General features: G+C 73.4%; 16 protein-coding genes. 10 read left to right on the plus strand and 6 right to left on the minus strand.

What is annotated here, in order from left to right:
* Nucleotides 1-17: 17 nt before the first annotated feature.
* From ACFP2V_RS18995 to yczE, 3 genes are read right to left on the minus strand one after another with little or no spacing between them, the layout of a single operon-like run.
* The gene (locus ACFP2V_RS18995; RefSeq protein WP_381213424.1) at nucleotides 18-1,367 is read right to left on the minus strand and encodes an MFS transporter; all 1,350 of its coding nucleotides are present in this window, start codon (nucleotides 1,365-1,367) and stop codon (nucleotides 18-20) included.
* 47 nt (nucleotides 1,368-1,414) lie between these two features.
* Entirely contained in the window at nucleotides 1,415-2,182 is a 768-nt protein-coding gene (locus tag ACFP2V_RS19000; protein WP_381213427.1) for a glycerophosphodiester phosphodiesterase family protein, read from the minus strand.
* Complete coding sequence (gene yczE, locus ACFP2V_RS19005; protein ID WP_381213430.1) at nucleotides 2,179-2,844, minus strand: membrane protein YczE; 666 nt, start codon at nucleotides 2,842-2,844, stop codon at nucleotides 2,179-2,181. The genes ACFP2V_RS19000 and yczE overlap by 4 nt, the downstream gene beginning before the upstream one ends.
* 98 nt (nucleotides 2,845-2,942) lie before the next feature.
* On the opposite strand from yczE, the gene ACFP2V_RS19010 reads away from it, so the two are divergent.
* Nucleotides 2,943-4,442 (plus strand): SCO1417 family PLP biosynthesis transcription factor, encoded by a 1,500-nt coding sequence (locus tag ACFP2V_RS19010; RefSeq protein WP_381213433.1) that lies wholly within the window; start codon nucleotides 2,943-2,945, stop codon nucleotides 4,440-4,442.
* A gap of 62 nt (nucleotides 4,443-4,504) precedes the next feature.
* On the opposite strand, the gene ACFP2V_RS19015 is transcribed toward ACFP2V_RS19010, so the two are convergent.
* Both ACFP2V_RS19015 and ACFP2V_RS19020 read right to left on the minus strand, forming a co-directional pair.
* Entirely contained in the window at nucleotides 4,505-6,247 is a 1,743-nt protein-coding gene (locus ACFP2V_RS19015; RefSeq protein ID WP_381213436.1) for a hypothetical protein, read from the minus strand.
* A gap of 52 nt (nucleotides 6,248-6,299) precedes the next feature.
* A complete protein-coding gene (locus ACFP2V_RS19020; RefSeq protein ID WP_381175488.1) occupies nucleotides 6,300-6,494 on the minus strand; it encodes a hypothetical protein in 195 nt (64 codons plus the stop codon).
* Between the two features lie 314 nt (nucleotides 6,495-6,808).
* Here ACFP2V_RS19020 and ACFP2V_RS19025 point away from each other — a divergent pair, with 314 nt between their 5' ends.
* The 9 genes from ACFP2V_RS19025 (at nucleotide 6,809) to ACFP2V_RS19065 (ending at nucleotide 20,368) form a co-directional block, all read left to right on the plus strand.
* Complete coding sequence (locus ACFP2V_RS19025) at nucleotides 6,809-7,201, plus strand: ankyrin repeat domain-containing protein (protein WP_381213439.1); 393 nt, start codon at nucleotides 6,809-6,811, stop codon at nucleotides 7,199-7,201.
* Between the two features lie 364 nt (nucleotides 7,202-7,565).
* Nucleotides 7,566-8,984, plus strand: a complete 1,419-nt coding sequence (locus tag ACFP2V_RS19030; RefSeq protein ID WP_381213442.1) for a HEAT repeat domain-containing protein — start codon at nucleotides 7,566-7,568, stop codon at nucleotides 8,982-8,984.
* A 162-nt stretch (nucleotides 8,985-9,146) separates the two neighbouring features.
* Complete coding sequence (locus ACFP2V_RS19035; protein ID WP_381213445.1) at nucleotides 9,147-10,271, plus strand: glycosyltransferase family 4 protein; 1,125 nt, start codon at nucleotides 9,147-9,149, stop codon at nucleotides 10,269-10,271.
* The gene (locus ACFP2V_RS19040; protein ID WP_381213448.1) at nucleotides 10,268-11,629 is read left to right on the plus strand and encodes a glycosyltransferase; all 1,362 of its coding nucleotides are present in this window, start codon (nucleotides 10,268-10,270) and stop codon (nucleotides 11,627-11,629) included. Before ACFP2V_RS19035 ends, ACFP2V_RS19040 begins: the two co-directional genes overlap by 4 nt.
* Nucleotides 11,626-12,504: an SGNH/GDSL hydrolase family protein gene (locus ACFP2V_RS19045; protein ID WP_381213451.1), complete on the plus strand. Its 879-nt coding sequence runs from the start codon at nucleotides 11,626-11,628 to the stop codon at nucleotides 12,502-12,504. Before ACFP2V_RS19040 ends, ACFP2V_RS19045 begins: the two co-directional genes overlap by 4 nt.
* A 150-nt stretch (nucleotides 12,505-12,654) precedes the next feature.
* The gene (locus tag ACFP2V_RS19050; protein WP_381213454.1) at nucleotides 12,655-12,951 is read left to right on the plus strand and encodes a hypothetical protein; all 297 of its coding nucleotides are present in this window, start codon (nucleotides 12,655-12,657) and stop codon (nucleotides 12,949-12,951) included.
* Nucleotides 12,952-13,020: 69 nt separating this feature from the next.
* Complete coding sequence (locus ACFP2V_RS19055) at nucleotides 13,021-14,547, plus strand: hypothetical protein (RefSeq protein ID WP_381213457.1); 1,527 nt, start codon at nucleotides 13,021-13,023, stop codon at nucleotides 14,545-14,547.
* A gap of 169 nt (nucleotides 14,548-14,716) precedes the next feature.
* Nucleotides 14,717-15,598 carry a hypothetical protein gene (locus tag ACFP2V_RS19060; RefSeq protein WP_381213515.1) on the plus strand — a complete coding sequence of 294 codons (882 nt, stop codon included), beginning with the start codon at nucleotides 14,717-14,719 and terminating at the stop codon, nucleotides 15,596-15,598.
* A gap of 120 nt (nucleotides 15,599-15,718) precedes the next feature.
* Nucleotides 15,719-20,368 (plus strand): hypothetical protein, encoded by a 4,650-nt coding sequence (locus ACFP2V_RS19065; RefSeq protein ID WP_381213460.1) that lies wholly within the window; start codon nucleotides 15,719-15,721, stop codon nucleotides 20,366-20,368.
* A gap of 93 nt (nucleotides 20,369-20,461) precedes the next feature.
* Here ACFP2V_RS19065 and ACFP2V_RS19070 read toward each other — a convergent pair whose 3' ends face one another.
* A complete protein-coding gene (locus tag ACFP2V_RS19070; protein WP_381213463.1) occupies nucleotides 20,462-20,983 on the minus strand; it encodes a hypothetical protein in 522 nt (173 codons plus the stop codon).
* Between the last annotated feature and the right edge of the window lie 387 nt (nucleotides 20,984-21,370).

The raw sequence follows: 21,370 nt of genomic DNA on the forward strand, positions 1-21,370 counted from the left end.
CCCTTTCGTGCCGAGCGCTAAATCCTCTCCGGAACGGGATTCCCCGCTTCGGCGATGGCCCGGCGCACGGGCACCCGCGCGAGCAGCGCGAAACCGAGTACGAAGAAGGCCACCAGCGAGATGATCGCGTCCCGGTAGCTTCCCGTGAGCTGGTAGGTCAGCCCGAACAGCAGCGGCCCGAGCCAGCTCATCCCGCGGTCGCTCAGCTCGTACGCCGAGAAGTACTCGGCCTCCTTGCCGGGCGGCACGAGGTGGGAGAACAACGACCGGGACAGCGCTTGGCTGCCGCCGAGGACCAGGCCGATCCCCGCGGCCAGGACGAAGAACCACACCGGCTCCCCGGCGGGCAGGAAGTATCCGGCGGCCAGTGTCACCGTCCAGGCGACCAGCGAGCCGAGGATCGTGCGCTTCGCCCCGTGGATCCGGGCCAGCCGGCCCAGCGCCAGCGCGCCCGCCACCGCCAGCACCTGGACCAGCAGCACGGCCACGATGAGAGTGGACTGCCCGAGCCCCAGCTCCTTCGAGCCGTAGACCGAGGCCTGCGAGATCACCGTCTGGATACCGTCGTTGTAGACCAGGTACGCCAGGAGGAAGGCGAGCGTCAGCGGGTGCCGGCGCATGTCGCGGAGGGTCGCCGCGAGCTGCCGGAAGCCGGTCGGGGCGCCCGCCCCCCGCGCGGGGGCGCGGCGGTCGCGCAGCCGCCGCAGCGGCACCAGGGTGAAGGCCCCCCACCACAGGCCCGCCGACGCCAGACAGATCCGAACCGCCATGCCCTCGGAGAGCCCGAAACTGTCATGCGCGGTGTAGAGGATCAGATTGGCGACGAGGACCAGGGCGCCCGCCGCGTAGCCGAAGGCCCAGCCCCGAGAGGAGACCGCGTCCCGTTCCTGGGGTGTCGCGATCTGTGGCAGGTAGGAGTTGTAGAGCATCATCGCCACGGACTGCGCCGCGTTCGCCACGACCAGCAGCGCGCCGCCCAGCAGATAGCGCTCCCCGTCGAGGAGGAACATGCACGCCGTCGCGGCGGCCCCGGTGTAGGCGGCGGCCGCGAGCAGCGGCTTCTTGCGGCCGGTGCGGTCGGCGGCGGCGCCCACCAGCGGCATCGCGAGCACCGCCAGGATCACCGACAGGGAGACCGCGTAGGCGAAGAAGGACCCCGCGCGCACCGGAATGCCGAACGGGTGCACGAACCCGTCCGTGTCCGCAGCGGCCTCGGCGACCGATGTCAGGTAGGGGCCGAGGAACACGGTGAGCACGCTCGTGGAGTACACGGAGCATGCCCAGTCGTAGACGTACCAGCCGCGCTGCTCGTACCGCCGGCCGGCCTCCTCGTTTGCCGCCGGCGGTCGCACGGTGTCGTTGTCCACCCGTGCCCTCGCTTCCCCGTGAACGCGCTCGGTGACCGGACAGGGTGTCAGACCCAGATGCCGCGGTCCTCCATGACCTTGCGCAGTGTGTCGATGTGATCGGTCATGATGCCATCCACCCCCAGGTCCAGGAGCCGGTGCATCCGCTCGGGCTCGTTGACCGTCCACACGTGCACCTGGAGCCCGCGCGCATGGGCGGTGCGCACGAAGCGGCGGTCCACCACCGGGACGCCGGACCGGGCCTCCGGTACCTGGGCGGCGACGGCCGACCGGCGCACCGTCACCGGTATCCCCCACGAGCGCAGCCGGAGGTTCAGCACCCCCCTGGTGCCGTACGACGTCGCGAGGCGGGGCCCGGCCAGCCGCTGGGCGCGCACCACGCGGGCCTCGGAGAACGAGCCGAGGCAGACCCGGTCCCAGGCGTCCGTCCGCTCGATCAGGTCCAGGAAGGGCAGGAGGGCCGGCTCGGCCTTGACGTCGACGTTCCACCGCACCTCGGGGAAGGCGGTGAGCAGCTCCTCGAACAGGGGCACCGGCTCCCGGCCCGCCACACGCGCCTGCTCCACGTCCCGCCACGGCAGGTCGGCGATCAGGCCCGCTCCGTCCGTCACCCGGTCCAGGGTCGCGTCGTGGAACGCGACGAGCCGGCCGTCGCGGGTGACATGGACATCGGTCTCGATGTAGCGGTAGCCCGCCTCGACGGCGCACCGGAACTGGCGCGCGGTGTTCTCCAGGCCCTCCGCCGCCCCACCGCGGTGGGCGAAGGCGATCGGGCCGGGATGGTCGAGGTAGGGGTGGCGTATCCGTGGAGTCACGGACGCAGTATCGCCCCGTGCGGTTGACCCGTGGCAACGACCGTGCTGCCGTCGGATGCCCGGGGAACGGCGAACACCCGCAGGAACAGCTGGGCGAGCGGGCCGATCGTCACCGCGTACAGCAGGGTCGCCACGCCCACGGTGCCGCCGAGGACGAAGCCCGTGGCGACCACCGTGACCTCGATCAGTGTGCGCACCAGCCGGATCGATACCCCCGTGCGCCGGTGCAGGCCCGTCATCAGCCCGTCGCGCGGACCGGGCCCGAAGCGCGCCGCGATGTACAACCCCGTCGCCGCTCCGTTCAGAACGATGCCGGCCGCCGTCATCGCCACTCGGACGACCGTGCCGTGCGCCTCGGGCACCACGGCCAGGGTCGCGTCCATGGCCGCCCCGATCACCAGGACGTTGGAGACGGTTCCCAGCCCCGGGCGCTGGCGCAGCGGGATCCAGAGCAGCAGCACGGCCGCACCCAGGACGGTCAGCACCACGCCCATCGACAGGCCCGTGCGCTCGGACAGGCCCTGGTGCAGCACGTTCCACGGCTCCAGGCCGAGCCCGGACCTGACCAGCAGCGCCGAGCTCGCGCCGTACAGCGCCAGTCCGGCGTACAGCTGGAGCAGCCGCCGTGCGAGATGTCCGTTCCGGGGCGGGTGGCTGGACAAGGTGTCCCCCTGTGGTGGAAGTGGACCGATGCATGACACCCTGTGGCGTGGATGGAGATCTCATCCATGGCCAATTCGGGGAAGGTGGACTGATTCGGATGGCGCAATGGACCTCAGCGGTGGGCGCAGCGCAGCTCGCCCGGCTGCTCAACTCCCAGCAGGACCGCCCGGCCGGCCCCGGCACCCGCCGTCCGCCCGCCTACCGGGCCCTCGCCGACGGCATCCGGCTCCTGGTGCTCGAAGGGCGCGTCCCCGTGGCCGCCAGGCTGCCCGCCGAGCGGGAACTGGCCCTGGCCCTGTCCGTCAGCCGCACCACCGTGGCGGCCGCCTACGAGGCGCTGCGCGGAGAGGGTTACCTGGAGTCACGGCGCGGTGCCGGCAGCTGGACCGCCGTCCCGGCCGGAAACCCGGTCCCCGCGCGGGGGCTGGAACCGCTGCCCCCCGAGGCCCTCGGTTCGATGATCGACCTCGGCTGCGCCGCGCTGCCCGCGCCCGAGCCTTGGCTCACCCGCGCCGTGCGGGGCGCTCTGGAGGAACTGCCGCCCTACGCACACACCCACGGCGACTACCCGGCCGGACTGCCCGCGCTGCGCGCGACCATCGCCGACCGGTACACCGCGCGGGGCATCCCGACCATGCCCGAGCAGATCATGGTGACGACCGGGGCGATGGGCGCCATCGACGCCATCTGCCACCTCTTCGGCGGACGGGGCGAGCGCATCGCCGTCGAGTCGCCGTCCTACGCCAACATCCTCCAGCTGATGCGGGAGGCCGGGGCCCGGCTGATCCCCGTGGCCATGGCGGAGGGGCTGGCCGGCTGGGACATGGACCGCTGGCGCCATGTGCTCCGCGAGGCGGCACCGCGCATCGCGTACGTCGTCGCCGACTTCCACAACCCGACCGGCGCGCTGGCCGACGAGGACCAGCGCCGCCGGCTCGTGGACGCGGCGCGCTCGGCGGGCACGGTGCTGGTCGCCGACGAGACGATGAGCGAGCTCTGGCTCGACCCGGACGTGGAGATGCCGCGCCCCGTGTGCTCCTTCGACCCGGCGGGGTCCACGGTGATCACGGTCGGCTCGGCGAGCAAGGCATTCTGGGCCGGTCTGCGCATCGGCTGGGTGCGTGCGGCCCCCGACGTGATCCGCAGCCTCGTCGCCGCGCGCGCGTACGCCGATCTGGGCACGCCCGTTCTGGAACAGCTGGCGGTGAACTGGCTGTTCGGCACGGACGGCTGGGAGCGGGCCGTGGAGATACGGCGCGCACAGGCCCGGGAGAACCGGGACGCGCTGGTCGGGGCGGTGCGCCGGGAGCTGCCTGACTGGGAGTTCGAGGTTCCGCGGGGCGGGCTCACCCTGTGGGTGCGCACCGGAGGGCTATCGGGATCGCGGATCGCCGAGGCCGGAGAACGGGTCGGGGTACGGGCGCCGTCGGGGCCCCGCTTCGGGGTCGACGGGGCGTTCGAGGGGTATGTGCGGCTGCCCTTCACCGTGGGCGGCGCGGTGGCCGAGGAGGCGGCGGTACGGCTGGCCGCGGCGGCACGGATGGTCGAGAACGGCGGGACGTCGGGGGTGGAGATGCCGCGCATCTTCGTGGCGTAGCGGACGGAGCGGCGCCTGGACCCGGCGCGGCGCGGGTGTGCCCGCTGGTGCGCGGCGGGCCGTCAGGAGGATTCGGCGGCGGCCGCCTCCGCGGGAACCGGCTCCCGAGGGGCCTTGTCCGCGTCCGCCGCATACGCGTCTGTGACGGTCCGGTCCATGGCAGCCAGGTCCACGGGCTTCTCCATGGGGTGCTTGCCCATGTACACCGCGTCCGCCGGAGCTCTGCGCACGGGGTCGGGTTCCGGGGCCGTCCGCCCCGGCTCCGCCTGCGTCGGCTCCGTCTGTGCGTCGTCCTGAGCGGAGCGGGCCGGGAGCAGGTCCAGTACCGCCTGCCGGTGGTGGGCACTGGTCGTGTCGTCGTACGGGTTCGGTGTGACCGGGACCTGGAGGCGGTGCACCGGACCCGTGCCCAGGCGGGCGTAGCCGCGTCCCGCGGGGACGTGATCGAGGGGTGTGGTGTGCGGGGGAGCGCCCAGGACGGCCGTCACCTGTTCCGGAGTCGCGGGCCCGAGGACGACACGCGCGCGTGCGTGCTGCCGTACCGCGTCGTTGAGGGTCTCCAGGCTGTCGAGCTGATCGGCGACGACGACCGTGACGTTCACCGGGCGGCCGTGCCGCAGCGGGAACTGGAGCAGCGACTGGGGGTCCTCCCGGCCGTCGGCGGCGGCGAGGTGCGTGAACGCGCTCGGGCGGTCCAGCAGGATCCACAGCGGCCGCTTGGTGTCCTCGGGTGGCGGATCGCCCGCCTGGTGGGCACGGTTGGCGGCGATCAGTCGGCGCTCCGTCTCGTGCGCGGCCCACTGGAGACTCTCCAGTACCCCCGCCAGGCCGCACTCGACGGCGAGCACGCCGTCCCGGCCGGTCAGGCACGCGTACTCACCGGTGCCGCCACCGTCGACGATCACCACGTCACCGTGACGCAGCGCCTGGAGTGCGACGGAGCGCAGCAGGGTGGAAGTGCCGCTGCCGGGCTGCCCGGCCGCCAGCAGATGAGGTTCGGTGGAGCGGATGCCGGTGCGCCAGACGACCGGGGGAACGTCGCGCTGCTCCTCGCCGTGGGTGAGCGGCAGGGTCCGGCGCACCTGCGTGGGGTCGGTGAAACCCAGGACCGTCTCACCGGGAGACGTGACGAAGCACTGGGCGGCGATGTCGGCGGGCAGCGGGGCGAGGACCTGGACCGTGAGCTGGTTGCCCTCCTCGTCCCAGGCGAAGTGGTATTCGCGACCGCGCCCCGACTTGGCGGCCAGCAGATGCTCGATCCGCGCGCGGGACTCCGCCTCGCCGTCGGTGTAGTACGCGGGGTAGGCGATCACCAGGTGCGTGATGCGGCTGGTGCCGTCGAACTCGTACGCCGGGAAGGCCTTTTCCCACGAGCCACCGTGGGTGTACAGGGGGTCGGGGTCACCGGCCGAGGAGAAGTACGGCACCAAGGCGTCGTACAGCGACTTCAGGCGCTGGGTCTGCGACTCGTCGGGGCCCTCGGGTGAGGTCGGGGCGTGGTCCCGGCCCTGCCAGGCCGCTGCCGCCATCAGGGTGATGACGGCGAGCAGCGGACCGTACGGGAGCAGCAGCACGACCAGGACCACCGACGCCACCAGGAAGAGCAGCGCGCCGCGCCGGTCCTTGGGGGTGTCGACCAGCCTGCGCCGCCCGGCCGAGGCCAGTCGGAGCAGTCCGCGCACGATCGTGATCAGCGGGTGGAGGACGTCGGTGGCGCTGTCGGCCGCCGTCCGGGCCAGCTCCCGGCTCCGGGCGAGGTGAGCGCCGCGGTTGCTCAGGATGCGGGGGAGGGGGCGCCGGGCCACTGCTGCCTCCAGGGCGTGGGATACGGGTGGGCGGGGGCTTGGGCGACTTGCGTCAGAACTTGATGCCGCCGAGGAGGCCGGCCAGGCTCTCGCCGCCGGCCTTGATGCTCGGCGCGATGGCCGTACTGGCCAGATAGAAGCCGAACAGCAACGCCACCACGGCGTGCAACGGCTTCAGGCCGTCCTTGCGGCAGAAGATGAAGAGGACGATGCCGAGCAGGACGACGCCTGAGATCGAGAGGATCATGCGAGTTCTCCTGGTTCACGGGGGGACAGTCACCATGAGTACTTCCAGGATCACAGAATGTATCCATACGATAAAAGGTGCAAGTGGGTGAAGATCGGTTGATTTCGCCCGGTCGGCGGGCTGTTCCCGGCCTGAACGACGTGGGCGGTTGCGCACGGCCGAGTCTGCCGTGATCTTTACCTCGGGCACGTCGGCCCATGTGCCGCGCGAGCCAGTACCCTGGCGATTCACCTGTACGGCTCTGCACCGCTCGCAGACGTACGCCCTGTTTCCGATATGCGGAATGATCCGTGGTGAGAGGCGGTCCGGCCGATATGACTGAAGCCCCCGACCCCGAGGTCGTGGAGCTGGCGACCAAGATCTTCGACATGGCCCGGAGCGGCCGGACCGAGGAGCTCGTGGCCTACGTCGACGCGGGCGTGCCGGCCAACCTCACCAACGACCGTGGCGACTCGCTCGTGATGCTCGCCGCCTACCACGGCCACGCCGACGCGGTCCGTGCGTTGCTGGAGCGCGGCGCCGACGTCGACCGGATCAACGACCGGGGACAGACCCCGCTCGCGGGAGCCGCCTTCAAGGGCGACACCGAAGTGGTCAGGGCCCTCCTGCAGGGCGGTGCCGATCCGGTCGCCGGCACTCCCTCGGCCGTCGACACGGCCCGGATGTTCGGCCGCGCGGAGCTGCTCGAGCTGTTCGGCACGCGCTGAAGCGCACCGGCGAAACGTGTTGAACGGCACTGAACCGCACAGACGTGCACGCTCCGACCGGCGAAGACACGGGAACGGCAGCGGAAACACACAGTAAACGGGGGAGGCGGTACGAGGCCGCCGGAATTCGGTCGCGGCAGATGTGACCGCCGGGTCATCATGACGACGTGATTCACGGACGCGATGGCTGGGCAGATGTTGCCGCACCGCGCGGGCCGTGATGCGGCTCGCATGGGCCACCGACGAGAGGCAGAGGAAGATGGTCTACAGCAAGCAGGAAACGGCGGGCGCCCCGACGTGTTGGCACGCGGCCAGGTAATGCAGGTCCCCGGTTGCGTCGACGCTTGATGTGAGGCTGTTTCCCATGTTCGATCCGGTCATAGCGCCCAGCGGTACGCTGCTCGGCCTGCTCCAACGGGGTCGCGGCGACGGCACGCTGCACGCGCTCACCGCCCCGCGCTCCGAAACGCTCGAGGCGCTGAACCACTGCGTGCTCCACGACCCGCGCCACGACTGGCAGGTGGAGAACCGCTCCCTCTACTACGCCCGCCTCTACCTCGACCTGCGCGGCGAACTGGACGCCATCGAGGCCCACCTCTTCGATGTCGAGGACGTCCTCGACACCGACGAGTCACGCACCGGCCTCGGCCTCGCCGTGCTCGGACATCTGGCCTCCTACGGCAGGCGGGACGCACTCGCCCTGTTGCGCAGGTACGCCGCCCAGGGCACCAACTGGGCCTGGGCCCTGGACGAGCTGGCCCTCCGGGACGACGACGCGGGCCTGCGCGCCCTCGCCGTCCCCGTGCTCGCGCGGTTCGCCACCGACCCCGAGGGTGAGGCCGAACTGGCCGCCACCGTCCGCGACGCCTTCGAACCGCGCCCCTGGCGCCTGTGGGCCGACGATCCGCGCGAATCCGTCGCCACGCGCGTGCGGGCCGCCCAGGAGGCCGGCTGCTTCGACCGCTGGCAGCGGCAGATGCGCCCCACCGGGCCCCGCCCCGGGTGGAGCGTGCAGGCCGTGTTCGCATGGGCCCAGCAAGGAATCGAGCGCGGCGCCGCCCTGTATGTCCCGGCCGCCCGCTGCCTCACCGCCGTGGCCGGCCCCGAGGACCGGCCCGAGATCGTCCGTGCCGCCGAGGACGGCACGGAGGGCGCTCGCTGCACCGCCCTGCGCTACCTCGCCGACGGCAACGATCCGGACGCCCTCCTCCTGATCGAGCGCGCCGTGGCCACCGGGCCGGCGCCCGTCGTGGAGGCCGCCGTCGACGCCTTCGAACGGATGCGGAGCCTCGCCGCCGTCGACCGCGCGCGCCGCTGGGCCTGCCGGCCCGACGCCCTGGGCGCCGCCGCCGGCCGCGTCCTCGCCTGCCGGGGCGGCGCACAGGACCGCGACCTGGTTCTTGCCGCCCTGCGCGAGGCGGTGCGAGGTGAGGGGCCCGACGCGCCGACCCTGTGGACCCTCGTCGACGGCGCCGGACGCCTGGGCATCGCCTGCGCCGCTCCTGTACTCCGCCACATCTACCGCGAGACCGCCTCCTCCCACCTGCGCGGCCGGGCCGCCCGCGCCCTCGCCGCCACCGATCCCTCCTACGGCAGCGGCTTCGCCGTCGAGTGCCTCTGGGACTGCGAGGAGTCCACCCGCGAGATCGCCGCGCGGCACGCCGAGACCGGCGACACCCGGGTCGTCGAGCGCCTGCGCAGGCTCGCCGCCGACCCGGCGGAGGAAGCCGAGGTGCAGACCGCCGTACGCAGCCGGATCGGCCCCGGGGAGACCGTCGTGTGACCGCCCGGGCGCGCGCAGCGTGAACAAGGGATGACCCGAGGGCCAGGCGCGCGTGGATGGCGTTCGGCCTGCGTGGGTGTGCGATGCAACGCTCATGGGACGTTCCCCCACCGGAAAGATCCACGTTGACGTGGCCACGTCCGGCGCGGCGAGAACATCCGTATGCGAGTCGTCATCGTGACCGAATCCTTTCCCCCCGATGTGAACGGCGTGGCTCACTGCGCGCTCCAGACCGCCCGGCACCTCGTCGACCGCGGTCACGCCCCTGTCGTTGTCGCCCCCGCCACCGCGGGCGACGAGCCGGACGACCAGGCTCCGTGCCCCGTCGTCCGGGTCCCCTCCCTTCCGCTCCCGGGCTACCCGCAGGTCCGCGTCGCTCTCCCCAGCCGACGCGTCACCGCGGCGATCGCCGAGCACCGGGCCGACCTCGTCCACCTGGCCAGCCCCTTCGTGCTCGGGGTGCGTGGCATGGCGGCGGCCTCGCGCCTCGGACTGCCCGCCGTCGCCGTCTACCAGACCGACCTCGCCGGGTACGCCCGCACGTACATGGGCGCCGGAGAGGCCGCGGCCTGGCGCCGCATCAGGTCCGTGCACTCGGCCGCCGACCTCACCCTCGCCCCGTCCGGCGCCGCGCAGAAAGACCTCCAGGCGCACGGCGTCCCCCGGGTCAAGCTGTGGCCGCGCGGCGTGGACACCGTCCGCTTCCGGCCCGGCCTGCGCGACGAGGCGCTGCGCCGGGAACTCGCCCCGAACGGCGAGCTGATCGTCGGCTACGTCGGCCGGCTCGCCCCCGAGAAGCAGGTCGAGCTGCTGGCCGGGGCGAGCGCCCTGCCCGGAGTACGGGTGCTCGTCGTGGGCGACGGACCGAGCAGGCCGAACCTGGAACAGGCCATGCCCGGCGCGGTCTTCCTGGGGCGCCGCACCGGCGGCGAACTCGCCCGCATCTTCGCCTCGCTGGACGTCTTCGCCCACACGGGCCCCTTCGAGACCTTCTGCCAGACCGTGCAGGAGGCCATGGCGAGCGGCATACCCGTGGTCGCGCCCGCCGTGGGCGGCCCGCTGGACCTGGTCGTCCACGGGCGCACCGGATTCCTGGTGCCGCCGCGCGACGCCGCCGCCGTACGGGACGCGGTCCGGTCCCTGGCCGCCGACCCCGGACTGCGGGCCTCCTACGGGGCGGCGGGACGCGCGAGGGTCGAGAGACGTACCTGGGCCGCCGTCGGGGATCAGCTGATCGGCCACTACGCGGACGTGCTGACCGGGCGCCGGACGGCGGTGGCGGCATGAAAGGGACCGCGGGAACGTGCGCTCCGCCGACCGGTGCCCCGTCTGCCGGATCCCCGTCTGCCGCAGCCCCGGCGGTCCGCACGCCGCCGGCGCGGGCGGACGGTGCCCAGGGGGCCGAAGGCCCGCTGCGGATCGTACGGCTCGCGAACTTCGTCGCACCGGCCTCCGGCGGACTGCGCACCGCGCTGCGGGAACTCGGCAAGGGCTACCGGGCGGCGGGGCACGAGTCCGTGCTCGTCGTCCCCGGTGACCGGGCGAGCGACCGGGAGACCGAGCAAGGGCGTGTGATCACCCTGCCGGGGCCGCTGCTGCCCGGCACCGGCGGCTACCGCGTCCTCACCGGCAAGCGGCGGCTGACCGCCCTGCTCGAGGAACTGGCTCCCGACCGGCTCGAGGTGTCCGACCGTACGACCCTGCGCTGGACCGGGAGATGGGCGCGGCGGGCCCGGGTGCCGGCGGTCATGGTCTCCCACGAGACCGCCGACGGCGTGCTGCGCACCTGGGGGATGCCAGAGGGGGCCGCGCGGCGCACCGCCGACGCCCTCAACATCCGTACCGCCCACACGTACGCGCGCGTGGTGTGCACCACCGAGTTCGCCGAGCGGGAGTTCGCCCGGATCGGGGCCCGCAACGTGGTACGGGCACCACTCGGCGTCGACCTGACGGAGCGGCATCCCGCGCTGTACGACCCCTCGGTGCGGGCCCGCTACGCGCGCGCGGCGGAGACACTGCTGGTGACCTGCACCCGGCTGTCCGTGGAGAAGCGGCCCGGTACGGCGCTGGACGCGCTCGAGGCGCTGCGGCGACGCGGACGGCAGGCGGTGCTGGTGGTGGCCGGGGACGGGCCGCTGCGGACGCGGCTCGAACATCGCGCGCGGGAACGCGGACTGCCCGTCGTCTTCCTGGGCCACGTCCTCGACCGGACGTTCCTCGGGGCCCTCCAGGCTTCCGCCGACGTGTGTCTGGCGCCGGGACCCGCGGAGACCTTCGGGCTCGCCGCACTGGAGGCGATGGCCTGCGGCACGCCCGTGGTGGCGAGCACCTCGTCCGCGCTGCCGGAGGTGATCGGCTCCTCCGGGGCAACGGCAGGAGACCGGGGCGAGTCGTTCGCGGACGCCGTCGAACTCCTGCTGGGACGGCCGGAGACGGAGCGACGCGAGGGAGCACGCGCGCGTGCGGAATGCTTCGGGTGGGCGGCGGCGGTGGCGGCATTCCTCGACGCCCACGAGGCCCCGCGGCAGGCAGCCGTACGGGACGACCCGCGGGAGAGCGCGGGGGAAGGCGCCCGGGAGGGCACGCGGGAGGACATGGCGCCGGACCGGCACGCGCCCGCGGTGCTGCCGGGAGGTCCGCTGTGAGACCCGTGTGCTTCGTGGCCCTCGGGGACTCGCTGACCGAGGGCGTGGGGGATCGCCCCGACGGCGGATGGCGGGGCTGGGCCGCGCTCCTCGCCGGGTCACTCGGCGAGGATTCCGTGCGGTTCACCAACCTCGCGAGGAGCGGGGCGCAGACGCGCGACGTGCTCGAAGCACAGCTGCCCGTGGCATTGGACCTGGGACCCGACCTGGTCTCGGTCGTCGTCGGGGTCAACGACACCCTGCGCCAGAGTTTCGACATCCACGCCGTGGCCAGACGGCTGGATCGGGTGTACGCGGCCTGCACCGCCCAGGGTGCCGTGCTGCTCACCGCGTGCCTGCCCGACCCCGGCGGCGTCATGGGCCTGCCCGGGGTACTGGCCAGGCCGCTGGCCCGGCGGCAGCGTGCGGTCAACACCGTCGTCCATGCGCTGTCCGACCGGTACGGCGCGGTGCACCTGCACGCCGGCGAGGGCGACTGGGTCACCGACCGCGCGATGTGGAGCGTGGACCGGATGCATCCCGGCGAGCGGGGGCACCGTCAACTGGCCGTGAGGTTCCACGCGCTGCTGGTGGAACGCGGCCTCGCGACCGGACCGGCGCCCTCGCCCGAGCCACAGTCCGCAGCGCCCGCCCTGGGGGCGAGCCTGTGGTGGATGGCCACTGCCGGCACCGGATGGGTGGCCCGCCGGTGCACCGACCTGCTGCCCCAGCTTCTCGTGCTCGCCGCCGACGAACTGAGGCACCGCGCGCGGGGCACGAGCATCCGGCTCGACCTGCGGACCTCCGCATCGGTGTCGGCGGCACTGGCCGCGCTGTCGGCGGGGGAGCAACGGCCGGGCACCTCCAAAGGGTTCAGTGGCGCCCTACCGCGGTGAAGCGGAGGACGTCGAGGACACCCACCGGGCCCACCGCCTCCTCGAGTGCGCCGTCGCACGAGGGCTCCCGGAGCCGCCCCACCGGCTCGACGCGTTCTCCGAGGCGGCACGGAAGGCGCGCGGTGCGGCGCGCGAAAGCGACGGAACGGAGTGGGCACGGCCGGCATCCACTTCCACCGGGAACCGGTGGCGCCGGCCGGCGGCGACCGCATGAACGGGCTGATGCGCGGCGTGTTCGCCGAACCGAGGCTCGCTTTCCCTGTGGTGGACGAACCCCGCCGGCTCCATGAACCGCACATAGCGAGTAATGCAGAGACTCTTCGGGCTCTGCGGTCCGGGGAGCGGAAGCAGGCGGAGGCGCTGCCGACGGGGTACCTCGACGACTCGCTCGAGTGCGTGGCGGAGGCGCACCGGCGCAGGCTGAGGAAGGAGGAACAGGGTGTGTGACAACCGCGACACCGTGACGCATCTGCGTCGTTTGGGTTGTTGTCAGACCGAGGACCTAGTCTGTGCACCGTGACTTCACCAGTATCGACGGACAGTGCTCCGCCCCAGCTCAGCGCGGGGCCGCGGCCCGCGCCGGGCCCGGCGGCCGACGAGGGGCTGGCCCGGCGGCTGCGCGCGCTCGCCTGCACCGCGCCGTTGCACGACCTCGACGCGCGCAAGGCCAACCTGGCCGGCGAGTACTCGGTGTACGGCATGGCGGAGATCGCCCTGTCGGCCATCGACCTGGTGACGCTGAACATGGACTTCGACACGGGCGCCGACCACGACCAGATAGTGGCCCGGCTCATCCCGCGCATCGCCGCCCAGGCCCCGCACCGGCCCGCCGGTGAGCACGAGCGGGTGGCCCGCTGGGTCCTGGAGAACCTGATCAACGTGGGCAGCGTCGACCGCGGCTTCCGCGCGGTGTACGGCGTGTTCGGCGCGGACGGCGCCTACGTCCGCCGCGACTACGACTTCAAGCTGATCGAGGAGGTACCCGGCCCCGGCGGCACCGTCTACCTCCGCACCACGGACGAGGCGGTCAACGTCCTGGTCGGCGCCCTGGACACCGACGTCACCAGCGCCCAGATAGCCGCCGAGGTCAAGCTCGAGGTGCTCATCAGCCGGGGCAGGCTCGCCGACGCCCAGCTCGCCGCCGAGCAGGCCCGCTACCGGACCGTGCAGTACTCCGAATCCCTGCGCCGCGCCCTGGACGCCACCCGGCGCAATGTGCGCGCGGTGGACTGGCTCACTGCCATCCCGGACATGATCACCGAGGCCCTGGACCACGTCGCGGACCGGTATCGCCACGAGAACGCGATCCTCACCAACATCCGCAGGGCCCGCGACGAGTCGGAGGAGCCGGAGCACAAGCGCAGGGCCGCCGAGCTGGTGGACATCGTCAAGGACTGCATCCGCAGGCACACCCAGCTGCAGTCCCGGCTGCTGGAGGCCGGCCCGCTGTTCCGCGCCGAACAGGACCGGCAGGCCTTCGCCACCCCCGCGCCCTCCTCGGGCACGGACCTCTACGGGCACCTCTTGGCGCCGTTGCTCCCGCTTCCTCTGGAGCAGGCGGTCCGGGTCACCGACACCTTCTTCGCCCGCGGCACCGGACTGCGTACGCCGGTGTCCGTCCGGATCACCGATCTCGTCGACATCCTGCTGACCCCGCCGGTGGAGCGGGAGCACCTGGGCGCCGAGATGCCTGACCCCGACCTGATCGCCACACCGGACGACAGCCGCTTCACCGAGGAGCAGTTGGCAGCCGCGACCACGCTGCTGGAACTGCCGGCCGACGCGCCCCGCCGGCTGTCCGGACTGCTCGCGGAGGCACGCCGTCAGGACCCCGAGCTGCCGTACCTGGTGGCACTGCTGGCGGTCCATGCGGCCAGCCCCCCGGTGGGCACCGCCTACCGCCAGGGCGAGCGGCGGCTGCTCTTCGCGGTGGACGACGGCGCCGAGCTGGACGACCCCGAGTTCGGCGGCGCCGACCTCATCGTCGGCACGGCCCTGCTGGACGCGGCGGGGATGGCGGCGGACCGGGCGGAGGCGGCGTGATGAGCCTTTCGCCGGGGACCCGGGAGCCGGCCGCGGCCGGCGGCCCCGGGGCAGCCGCCCGCACTGCCCATACGGTCCGCGCCGCCCGCGCCGCCCGTGGCGTCGTCACCGCCCTCCCCGCTGTCTCTGCCGCCCCCGTCATTGTCCCGTGCGAGGAGGGACCGTGTCCCTGACCGAGTATGCCGAGTGGAGCGAGGCGGAGCCCGCCGTCGCACCGGTGAGCGGCGCCGTCACCCCCGCCGACGCCGCCGACGCGGCGCGGCTCGTCGCTTTCGGCCTCCAGCCCAAGCTCCAGCCGGCCCGCGACCAGGAGTACGCGGACCTGCTGCGCCGTTACCGCGAGGACCCGCCGTTCGCGCGGCTCGCCGACGCCGTGGCCACAGGCCTCGGGCTGATCGTCCTGGAGGTGTCCCCGCGTGCCGGAATGGCCGTGACCGCCGCCGAGGACTCGGTGTTCGCCGTCCGTATGGGTGACTACGCGCGGCGTACTTCCGCCGACGGCGGAGACAGGTTCCTGCACGGGCTCGCGCACCTCGCCGTCGCCGTCATGGCGTTCCCGCGCCCCGAGGACCTCGCCGACGACGGCTACATCGGGCGGGTCACCGTCAACGGCGTCGACGCCTTCGTGCGCCAGACCTGCCACCGGCTCGAGGAGCGGGCCGCGGAACAGGGCGAGAACACCGACCCGGCCAGCGACGCCCCAGGGCTGGAGACGGCCTGGCGGATCTGGGCGAGACGCAGCGCGACCGGCGCCACCAAGGACGCCCGCAGGCTCGCGGGCTCGACCACCGGCATCGTCGCCAAGGCCGTCACCTTTCTCACCGACTCCGGCTTCCTGCAACGCACCGGCGACGACAACGGCGGCACCTACCGCACAACGGCCCGCTACCAGCTCCAGGTGCGCGACCTGGCCGGCAGCGCGGCCCTGGCCGAACTGCTGGAGCTGGGGGTCGTCCCGGTCACCGACGGCACTCCGACCCTGCTGCCCGCGGACAGCGGAGAGGACCTGGACCTGGTGGCCGACGCCGGTCTGCCCTTCCACTCCACCTGAGCCGCCCCAGCACTGCTGCCCCACGACTACTGTCCGAACCCGCTGTCCCCTCCGCGCCCCCTCCCCGTTCCCTCTCTGTCCCGAACCACCCCGACCTGCCGAAGACTTCGAGAGTCCGCCATGTACGAGCTGTCCCGGGTCCGCCTCTACTCCATCGGGCCCGCCGGTGCGCGCTACGCCGACACCGTGCTTGACCTGCGCGGCGTCGGCGAGACCGTGCCGCAACCCGCGCCGACGCAGGCGGAGTTCTTCGCGGAGGAACCCGTCGGCCCGCCCCGTCGGCCCGCGCCCGCCGGAGTGCTCTTCCTGGAGAACGGCGGCGGCAAGTCCGTCCTGCTGAAACTGATCTTCTCCGTGATGCTCCCGGGCCACCGCAACACCCTCGGTGGCGCCAGCTCCGGCGTGCTGCGCAAGTTCCTGCTGGCCGACGACTGCGGCCACGTGGCCCTGGAGTGGCAGCATGTGCTGACCGGCGAGTGCGTCGTCGTCGGCAAGGTCAGCGAATGGCGTGGGCGCCAGGTTTCCAACGACCCGAGGAAGTTCGCCGAGGCGTGGTACTCGCTGCGACCCGGTCCGGGGCTCAGCCTGGACAACCTTCCCGTCGCCGAGGCCACCGTCGTACGGCCCCCTGCCGACGGCCAGTCGGGCGCCCGGGGCCGCCGCCGCACCATGAAGGGCTTCCGGGACGCGCTCACGGAGGCGGGCAAGACGTATCCGCATCTGGAGGTGCACTGGGAGGAGACCCACGAGCGCTGGACCGAGCACCTCGGCGACCTGGGACTCGACCCCGAACTCTTCCGCTACCAGCGGGAGATGAACGCCGACGAGGGCGAGGCCGCCGGCCTCTTCGCGGTCAAGAAGGACTCCGACTTCACCGACCTGCTGCTGCGTGCCGTCACCGACACCCGTGACACCGACGGACTCGCCGACCTGGTCGGCGGCTTCGGCAACAAGCTGGGCCGCCGCGCCGAGCTGATCGCCGAGCGGGACTTCACCGCCGGGTCCGTCGAACTGCTCGGCCGGATCGTCGAAGCCACCGGCGCCCGTACCCGGGCACGGGAGATCCACACCGCGGCCGAGCGCCGCACCCGCACCCTGGCCCGCAGGCTCTCCGCGCGCGGCCGCCAGGAACGTGTCCGCGCCGCCGACCTCGCCCACCGGGTCACCGCCGCCGCCGACGCCGTCACCCGGGCCGGGACGGCCCGCGAGCACAGCGTGCTGATCTCCGCGGAGATCGCCTACCGGCACGCCTCCCTGGCGCTGGCGGCGGCCGAGAAGTCCGCCGCCGCCCAGAAGCGCGAACTCGCCGACGCCCGCACCCTGTACGCGGCCTGGCAGGCCGCGGAGGCGGCGTTGCGCCACCGCGCCGCCGCCGACAGGGTCGCCAGGGTCTCCGCCGCGATCCAGGAGGCCGAGCGGGACGCGGCGCCCGCGCTCGCCGCCCGCGCCGAGGCCGCCGTCGACCTCGTACGCGCCCTGCACACGGCCGCGCAGAACGCCGAGAACCTCGCCAACGAGGAGGAGGAGCGGTCCGCCGCCCTCCAGGAGGTCAGCGACACCGCCCACCGCGACGCCACCGCCGCCGCCACCGAGACACAGCGCGCCCGCAGCGAGATCGGCCACCTCAGGCAGCGGCTCGCCGAGGTCGAGCAGGAGACCACGGAAGCCGTCCGGGCCGGCTGGCTCGACGACAGCGCCCCCGACGCCGACCCGGCCCGCGCCGCGCTCGCGGCCAGCGATGCGGAGAAGACCGCGGTCACCGCCTGGGACGCGGCCCGTGAGACGTCCCACCGGGCGACCGAGCACGCGCGCGAAGCCGCCGCCGCCGAGGCCCGTGCGGAACTCACCGCTGCCCGCGCGGCGGACGCGGCCACGGCGGCCGGACGCGCCCACGAGGGCGAGCTGCGCATCGCACAGGCCCTCGCCGCGGAGGAACGACCGGCCGAGCTCCTCGGTCTGCCCGGAACGAAGTTCCGCCCCTCCGTTCCACGGCCCCGCCCCGACACGGACGCCGAACCGGGCGGTGGCCCCGCCGCCGAAGGCGTCCTCACCGCCACGGAACTGGACCGTTTCGCCGACGACCTGCGCGAACTGCTCGAGGAGGCGGTCTCCTCCGCCGAACGCCAGCTGTTCGAACTGCGCACCGCCGCCGCCGATGACGCCCGCATCCTCGGTGCCCTCGGCGACGGCGGACTGCTGCCGCCCGGACCGGACGTGCTGGCCACGGTCGAGTTCCTCGGCGAGCACGGCATTCCCGCCCTGCCCGGCTGGCGCTACCTCGCCCAGGCCGTCGACCCCGCCGACCACGCGCGCGTGCTGGCCGCCCGCCCGGAACTGGTCGACGGCGTCGTCATCACCGATCCGGACTCCCACATCCGCGCTCGCGCGGCCCTGAGCGACGCCGCCCTGCTGCCCCGTTCCGCGGTCGCCGTCGGCACGGCTGCCGCTCTCCTCGCTCCGACCCCGGCATCGGGCGCGGACACCGGCGACGTCTTCCTCGTACCGCCGAACCCGGCCATGCACGACGAACACGCCGCCGACGAGGAACGGCAGACACTCCGCGCCCGTGCGACCGCACGCGACGAGGAGATCCGGGCATTCGCGGCACGGCTCGCCAAGGACCGCGAACTGACCGCACGGCTCACCTCCTGGCGCACCGGCTGCCCGGCCGGCCGGCTCACCGAACTGGCCCGCGCGGCGCATGACGCCCGCGCCTTCGCCCAGGAGTCCGAGGCGGAGCTGACCGAGGCACGCGCCGTGCGGGCGGAGGCCGAGGAGGACGCGGCCGAGGCCGCCCGGGTACGTGACGAGCTCCAGGAGACCGCGCAGAAAGCCCGGCGCGCCGCCGACGCCCTCGCGGGACTAGCCTTCCGGCTCCGCGAACGGGCAGGCTGGCAGGCCAAACTGGGCGAACTGGCCGACGACGCCGCCGAGGCCGAGGCCCGCGCCCAGGCCTGCCTGGAGCGCGCGCGGACCGCCGACGAGGACCGGCGCGGCGCGCAGCGGGCAGCCGACGATGCCCGGCGCACCGCGCGTGCGCTGCGTGCCGAGCGCTCCGAGATCGCGGGCGCCCCCGACGACGTACCCGACGACGGGCCCGGGGCCGGTACCGAGCCGCCGCGGATCTCCCTGCCCGCTCTGCGCGAGGCGTACCGTGCCGCGTCCCAGGTGTACGAGAAGGTCGGAGTCGGTGCCGACCTGCGCGCCGAGCAGGCCCGCGCGGAGAGCGACGAGAGCGCGGCCCGCGCGGAGCTGGACCGGCTGAGCAACAAGGTCCGCAACCGCGCTGAGCAGCTGCTCGAGTCACCCGACGGCTCGGACGGTCCCAGTCGGCAGGCCGCCGCCGCCCGCGCCGATGAACTGGTGCAGCTCCTGGAGACCCGGATGTCGAACGCGAGCGAGCAGCTCGGGCGGCTGCGCGGCGAGGCCGAGCGGCTGGCGCCCGAGGACGGCGGGCAGCACACCGCGCTCCCCGAGGAGATGGTGCCGCGCGACGCCGAGCACGCACAGGCGCTGCTGCGCACCGCCACGGCCGAACTGACCTCCCGGACGGAGGAGCTGGACAACGCCAGGGAGATCCATGGCGATCTCCTCGACGCGCACCGCGGCGCCGAGGACGCGGCCGAAGGCTTCGAGGAGATCGCCGCCATGCTCCGCGACCTGCTGCGGGAACTCACCTCCGAGGAGGAACCGGAGCAGCCAGAGCCCTATCCCGGCGGCCCGGAGGAGGCCCGCCGGTCCGCGGCGGAGGCCCGCAGATCACTCCGCGGCTGCGCCGCCGACCTGTCCGCCGCCGAGTCCACGGTGCGCGAGGCGAGCGACATTCTCGTCCGGCACGCCAACTCCACACGCTACGAGCAGGTTCGCACCCCCGCCCGGCAGCAGATCCGTGAGCTGCCCGCCTCGGCGCTGCCCGAGCACGCTCAGAAGTGGGCGGACGCCTTCGCGCCCCGGCTCCGGGTCCTCACCGACGAACTGGAACAGCTGGAACGCAACCGCGACTCGATCGTGGACCGGCTCAGAGGGCTCGTCGAATCGGCCCTCGCCACTCTGCGCTCCGCGCAGCGGCTGTCGCGGCTGCCCGAAGGACTCGGCGAGTGGTCCGGGCAGGAATTCCTGCGTATCCGCTTCGAGGAACCCGATCAGGCGACCCTCACCGAGCGGCTCGGCGAGGTCGTCGACGAGGCGACCCGCGCAGCCGTCCGCAAGAACTCCGACCTGCGCCGCGACGGCATGTCCCTGCTGTTGCGCGGAGTCGCCGCCGCCCTCCGGCCGAAGGGCATCGCCGTCGAGATCCTCAAACCGGACGCCGTGCTGCGCGCCGAGCGGGTTCCCGTCGGACAGATGGGCGACGTGTTCTCCGGAGGGCAGCTGCTCACCGCCGCCATCGCCCTGTACTGCACGATGGCCGCGCTGCGCTCCAACGACCGGGGCCGCGACCGGCACCGGCACGCCGGCACCCTGTTCCTCGACAACCCCATCGGCCGCGCCAACGCCACCTACCTGCTGGAGCTCCAGAGGGCCGTGGCCGACGCGCTCGGTGTGCAGCTCCTCTACACCACCGGCCTGTTCGACACGACGGCACTCGCGGAGTTCCCCCTGGTCATCCGTCTGCGGAACGACGCCGACCTGCGAGCGGGCCTCAAGTACATCAGCGTCGAGGAGCACTTGAGGCCGGGCCTGCCGCGGGAGACTTCCGGCGAGGAAGCCGTGCACAGCGAGATCACGGCCACCCGGATGTTCAAGAGGCCTGCCCCGGCGAACGGTTGACCAGGCAGTCGCTCTTCGACGCCCCGGGCCCTGGCCCGTCCGAGCGGGACCCGGGCCTGCCCGCGTGTCCCGCAGGGCAGCGGAGCGTCCGGGTCAGAGGTGGGACAGCTGACCGGTCCCGCCGCCCTGCCGACGTATTCGCGCCCGCGCACGCTGAGCGGACCGCTCCTGACGACGGGCACGGCGCCGCTCGCGCCGCAGGGCCCGCGCGGTGCTGCTGGGTGCGGACACCACGCCGTTGCGCTGGTTCCAGACCTGGCGGGTCACCCACACGTCGAGGACACCCCAGGTGGCCAGGATGGTGCTGACGACGCTGCTGATGACCATGGGGAACGCGAGCCAGGAGCCGGCGAGCGTGCACAGGAAGGCCACCATGGCCTGAATCAGCGTGATCGCGACGATGATGACCGCCCGCACGGCCGACGTACGCACCGGATCCGGCAGCCGGCGCCGCCGCGCGGGCTCCTCGGCCCACAACGGCCGGTGGTTCGGCTGCCGGTGAACCTCGTCCCCGGTGCCGTGGCTCCCACCGGTCTTTCCGGCAGCCGGTGCCCCGGGTCCGGCGATGTCCGCGGCCGTCCCGGTCCGGTCCTCGCCGTCCAATGTCCCGGTCACGCCCGCCGATACCTCGTCAGTCCTGGTCGTGGGAACGTCCTGGGCGCCGGTCGCGCCTCTCCCGGCCGCGGGCGCGCCGCGGTTCGGAGTCCCGCCGTCCGGCCGCTCCACCACCTGTGCCACCGCGTCGCCCTCGGGCGACCTGTACCGCTCCGCCGTGCCCATCAATGTGTCACTCCCCACCGCCGGCAGACCGCCTTCTCGGGCCCGAAGACCCGGTTCCCCAACGACTGCCCGGCTTGCACTGATTTACGCCGCCCGGATACGGGACATGGCTCCTGCGGCCGATTCCGCCCCCATCACCCGCGGAGAAGGACGAACGGCACGTCACAAAGATTCCCGCCCAAGGAAAGGAATCGGCCAAATCCTACTCGCGGGTGCCGCTGC

The sequence above is a fragment of the Streptomyces incanus genome (assembly GCF_042656345.1).
In the GTDB taxonomy this organism is placed as follows: domain Bacteria; phylum Actinomycetota; class Actinomycetes; order Streptomycetales; family Streptomycetaceae; genus Streptomyces; species Streptomyces incanus.

Excerpts from the sequence above, each read along its gene's own strand:
- ACFP2V_RS19030 (WP_381213442.1), top strand. The coding sequence starts at position 7,566 with ATGTTCGATCCGGTCATAGCGCCCAGCGGTACGCTGCTCGGCCTGCTC.
- ACFP2V_RS19065 (WP_381213460.1), top strand. The coding sequence starts at position 15,719 with ATGTACGAGCTGTCCCGGGTCCGCCTCTACTCCATCGGGCCCGCCGGT.
- ACFP2V_RS19040 (WP_381213448.1), top strand. The coding sequence starts at position 10,268 with ATGAAAGGGACCGCGGGAACGTGCGCTCCGCCGACCGGTGCCCCGTCT.
- ACFP2V_RS19035 (WP_381213445.1), top strand. The coding sequence starts at position 9,147 with ATGCGAGTCGTCATCGTGACCGAATCCTTTCCCCCCGATGTGAACGGC.
- ACFP2V_RS19020 (WP_381175488.1), bottom strand. The coding sequence starts at position 6,494 with ATGATCCTCTCGATCTCAGGCGTCGTCCTGCTCGGCATCGTCCTCTTC.
- ACFP2V_RS19025 (WP_381213439.1), top strand. The coding sequence starts at position 6,809 with ATGACTGAAGCCCCCGACCCCGAGGTCGTGGAGCTGGCGACCAAGATC.
- ACFP2V_RS19010 (WP_381213433.1), top strand. The coding sequence starts at position 2,943 with ATGGCGCAATGGACCTCAGCGGTGGGCGCAGCGCAGCTCGCCCGGCTG.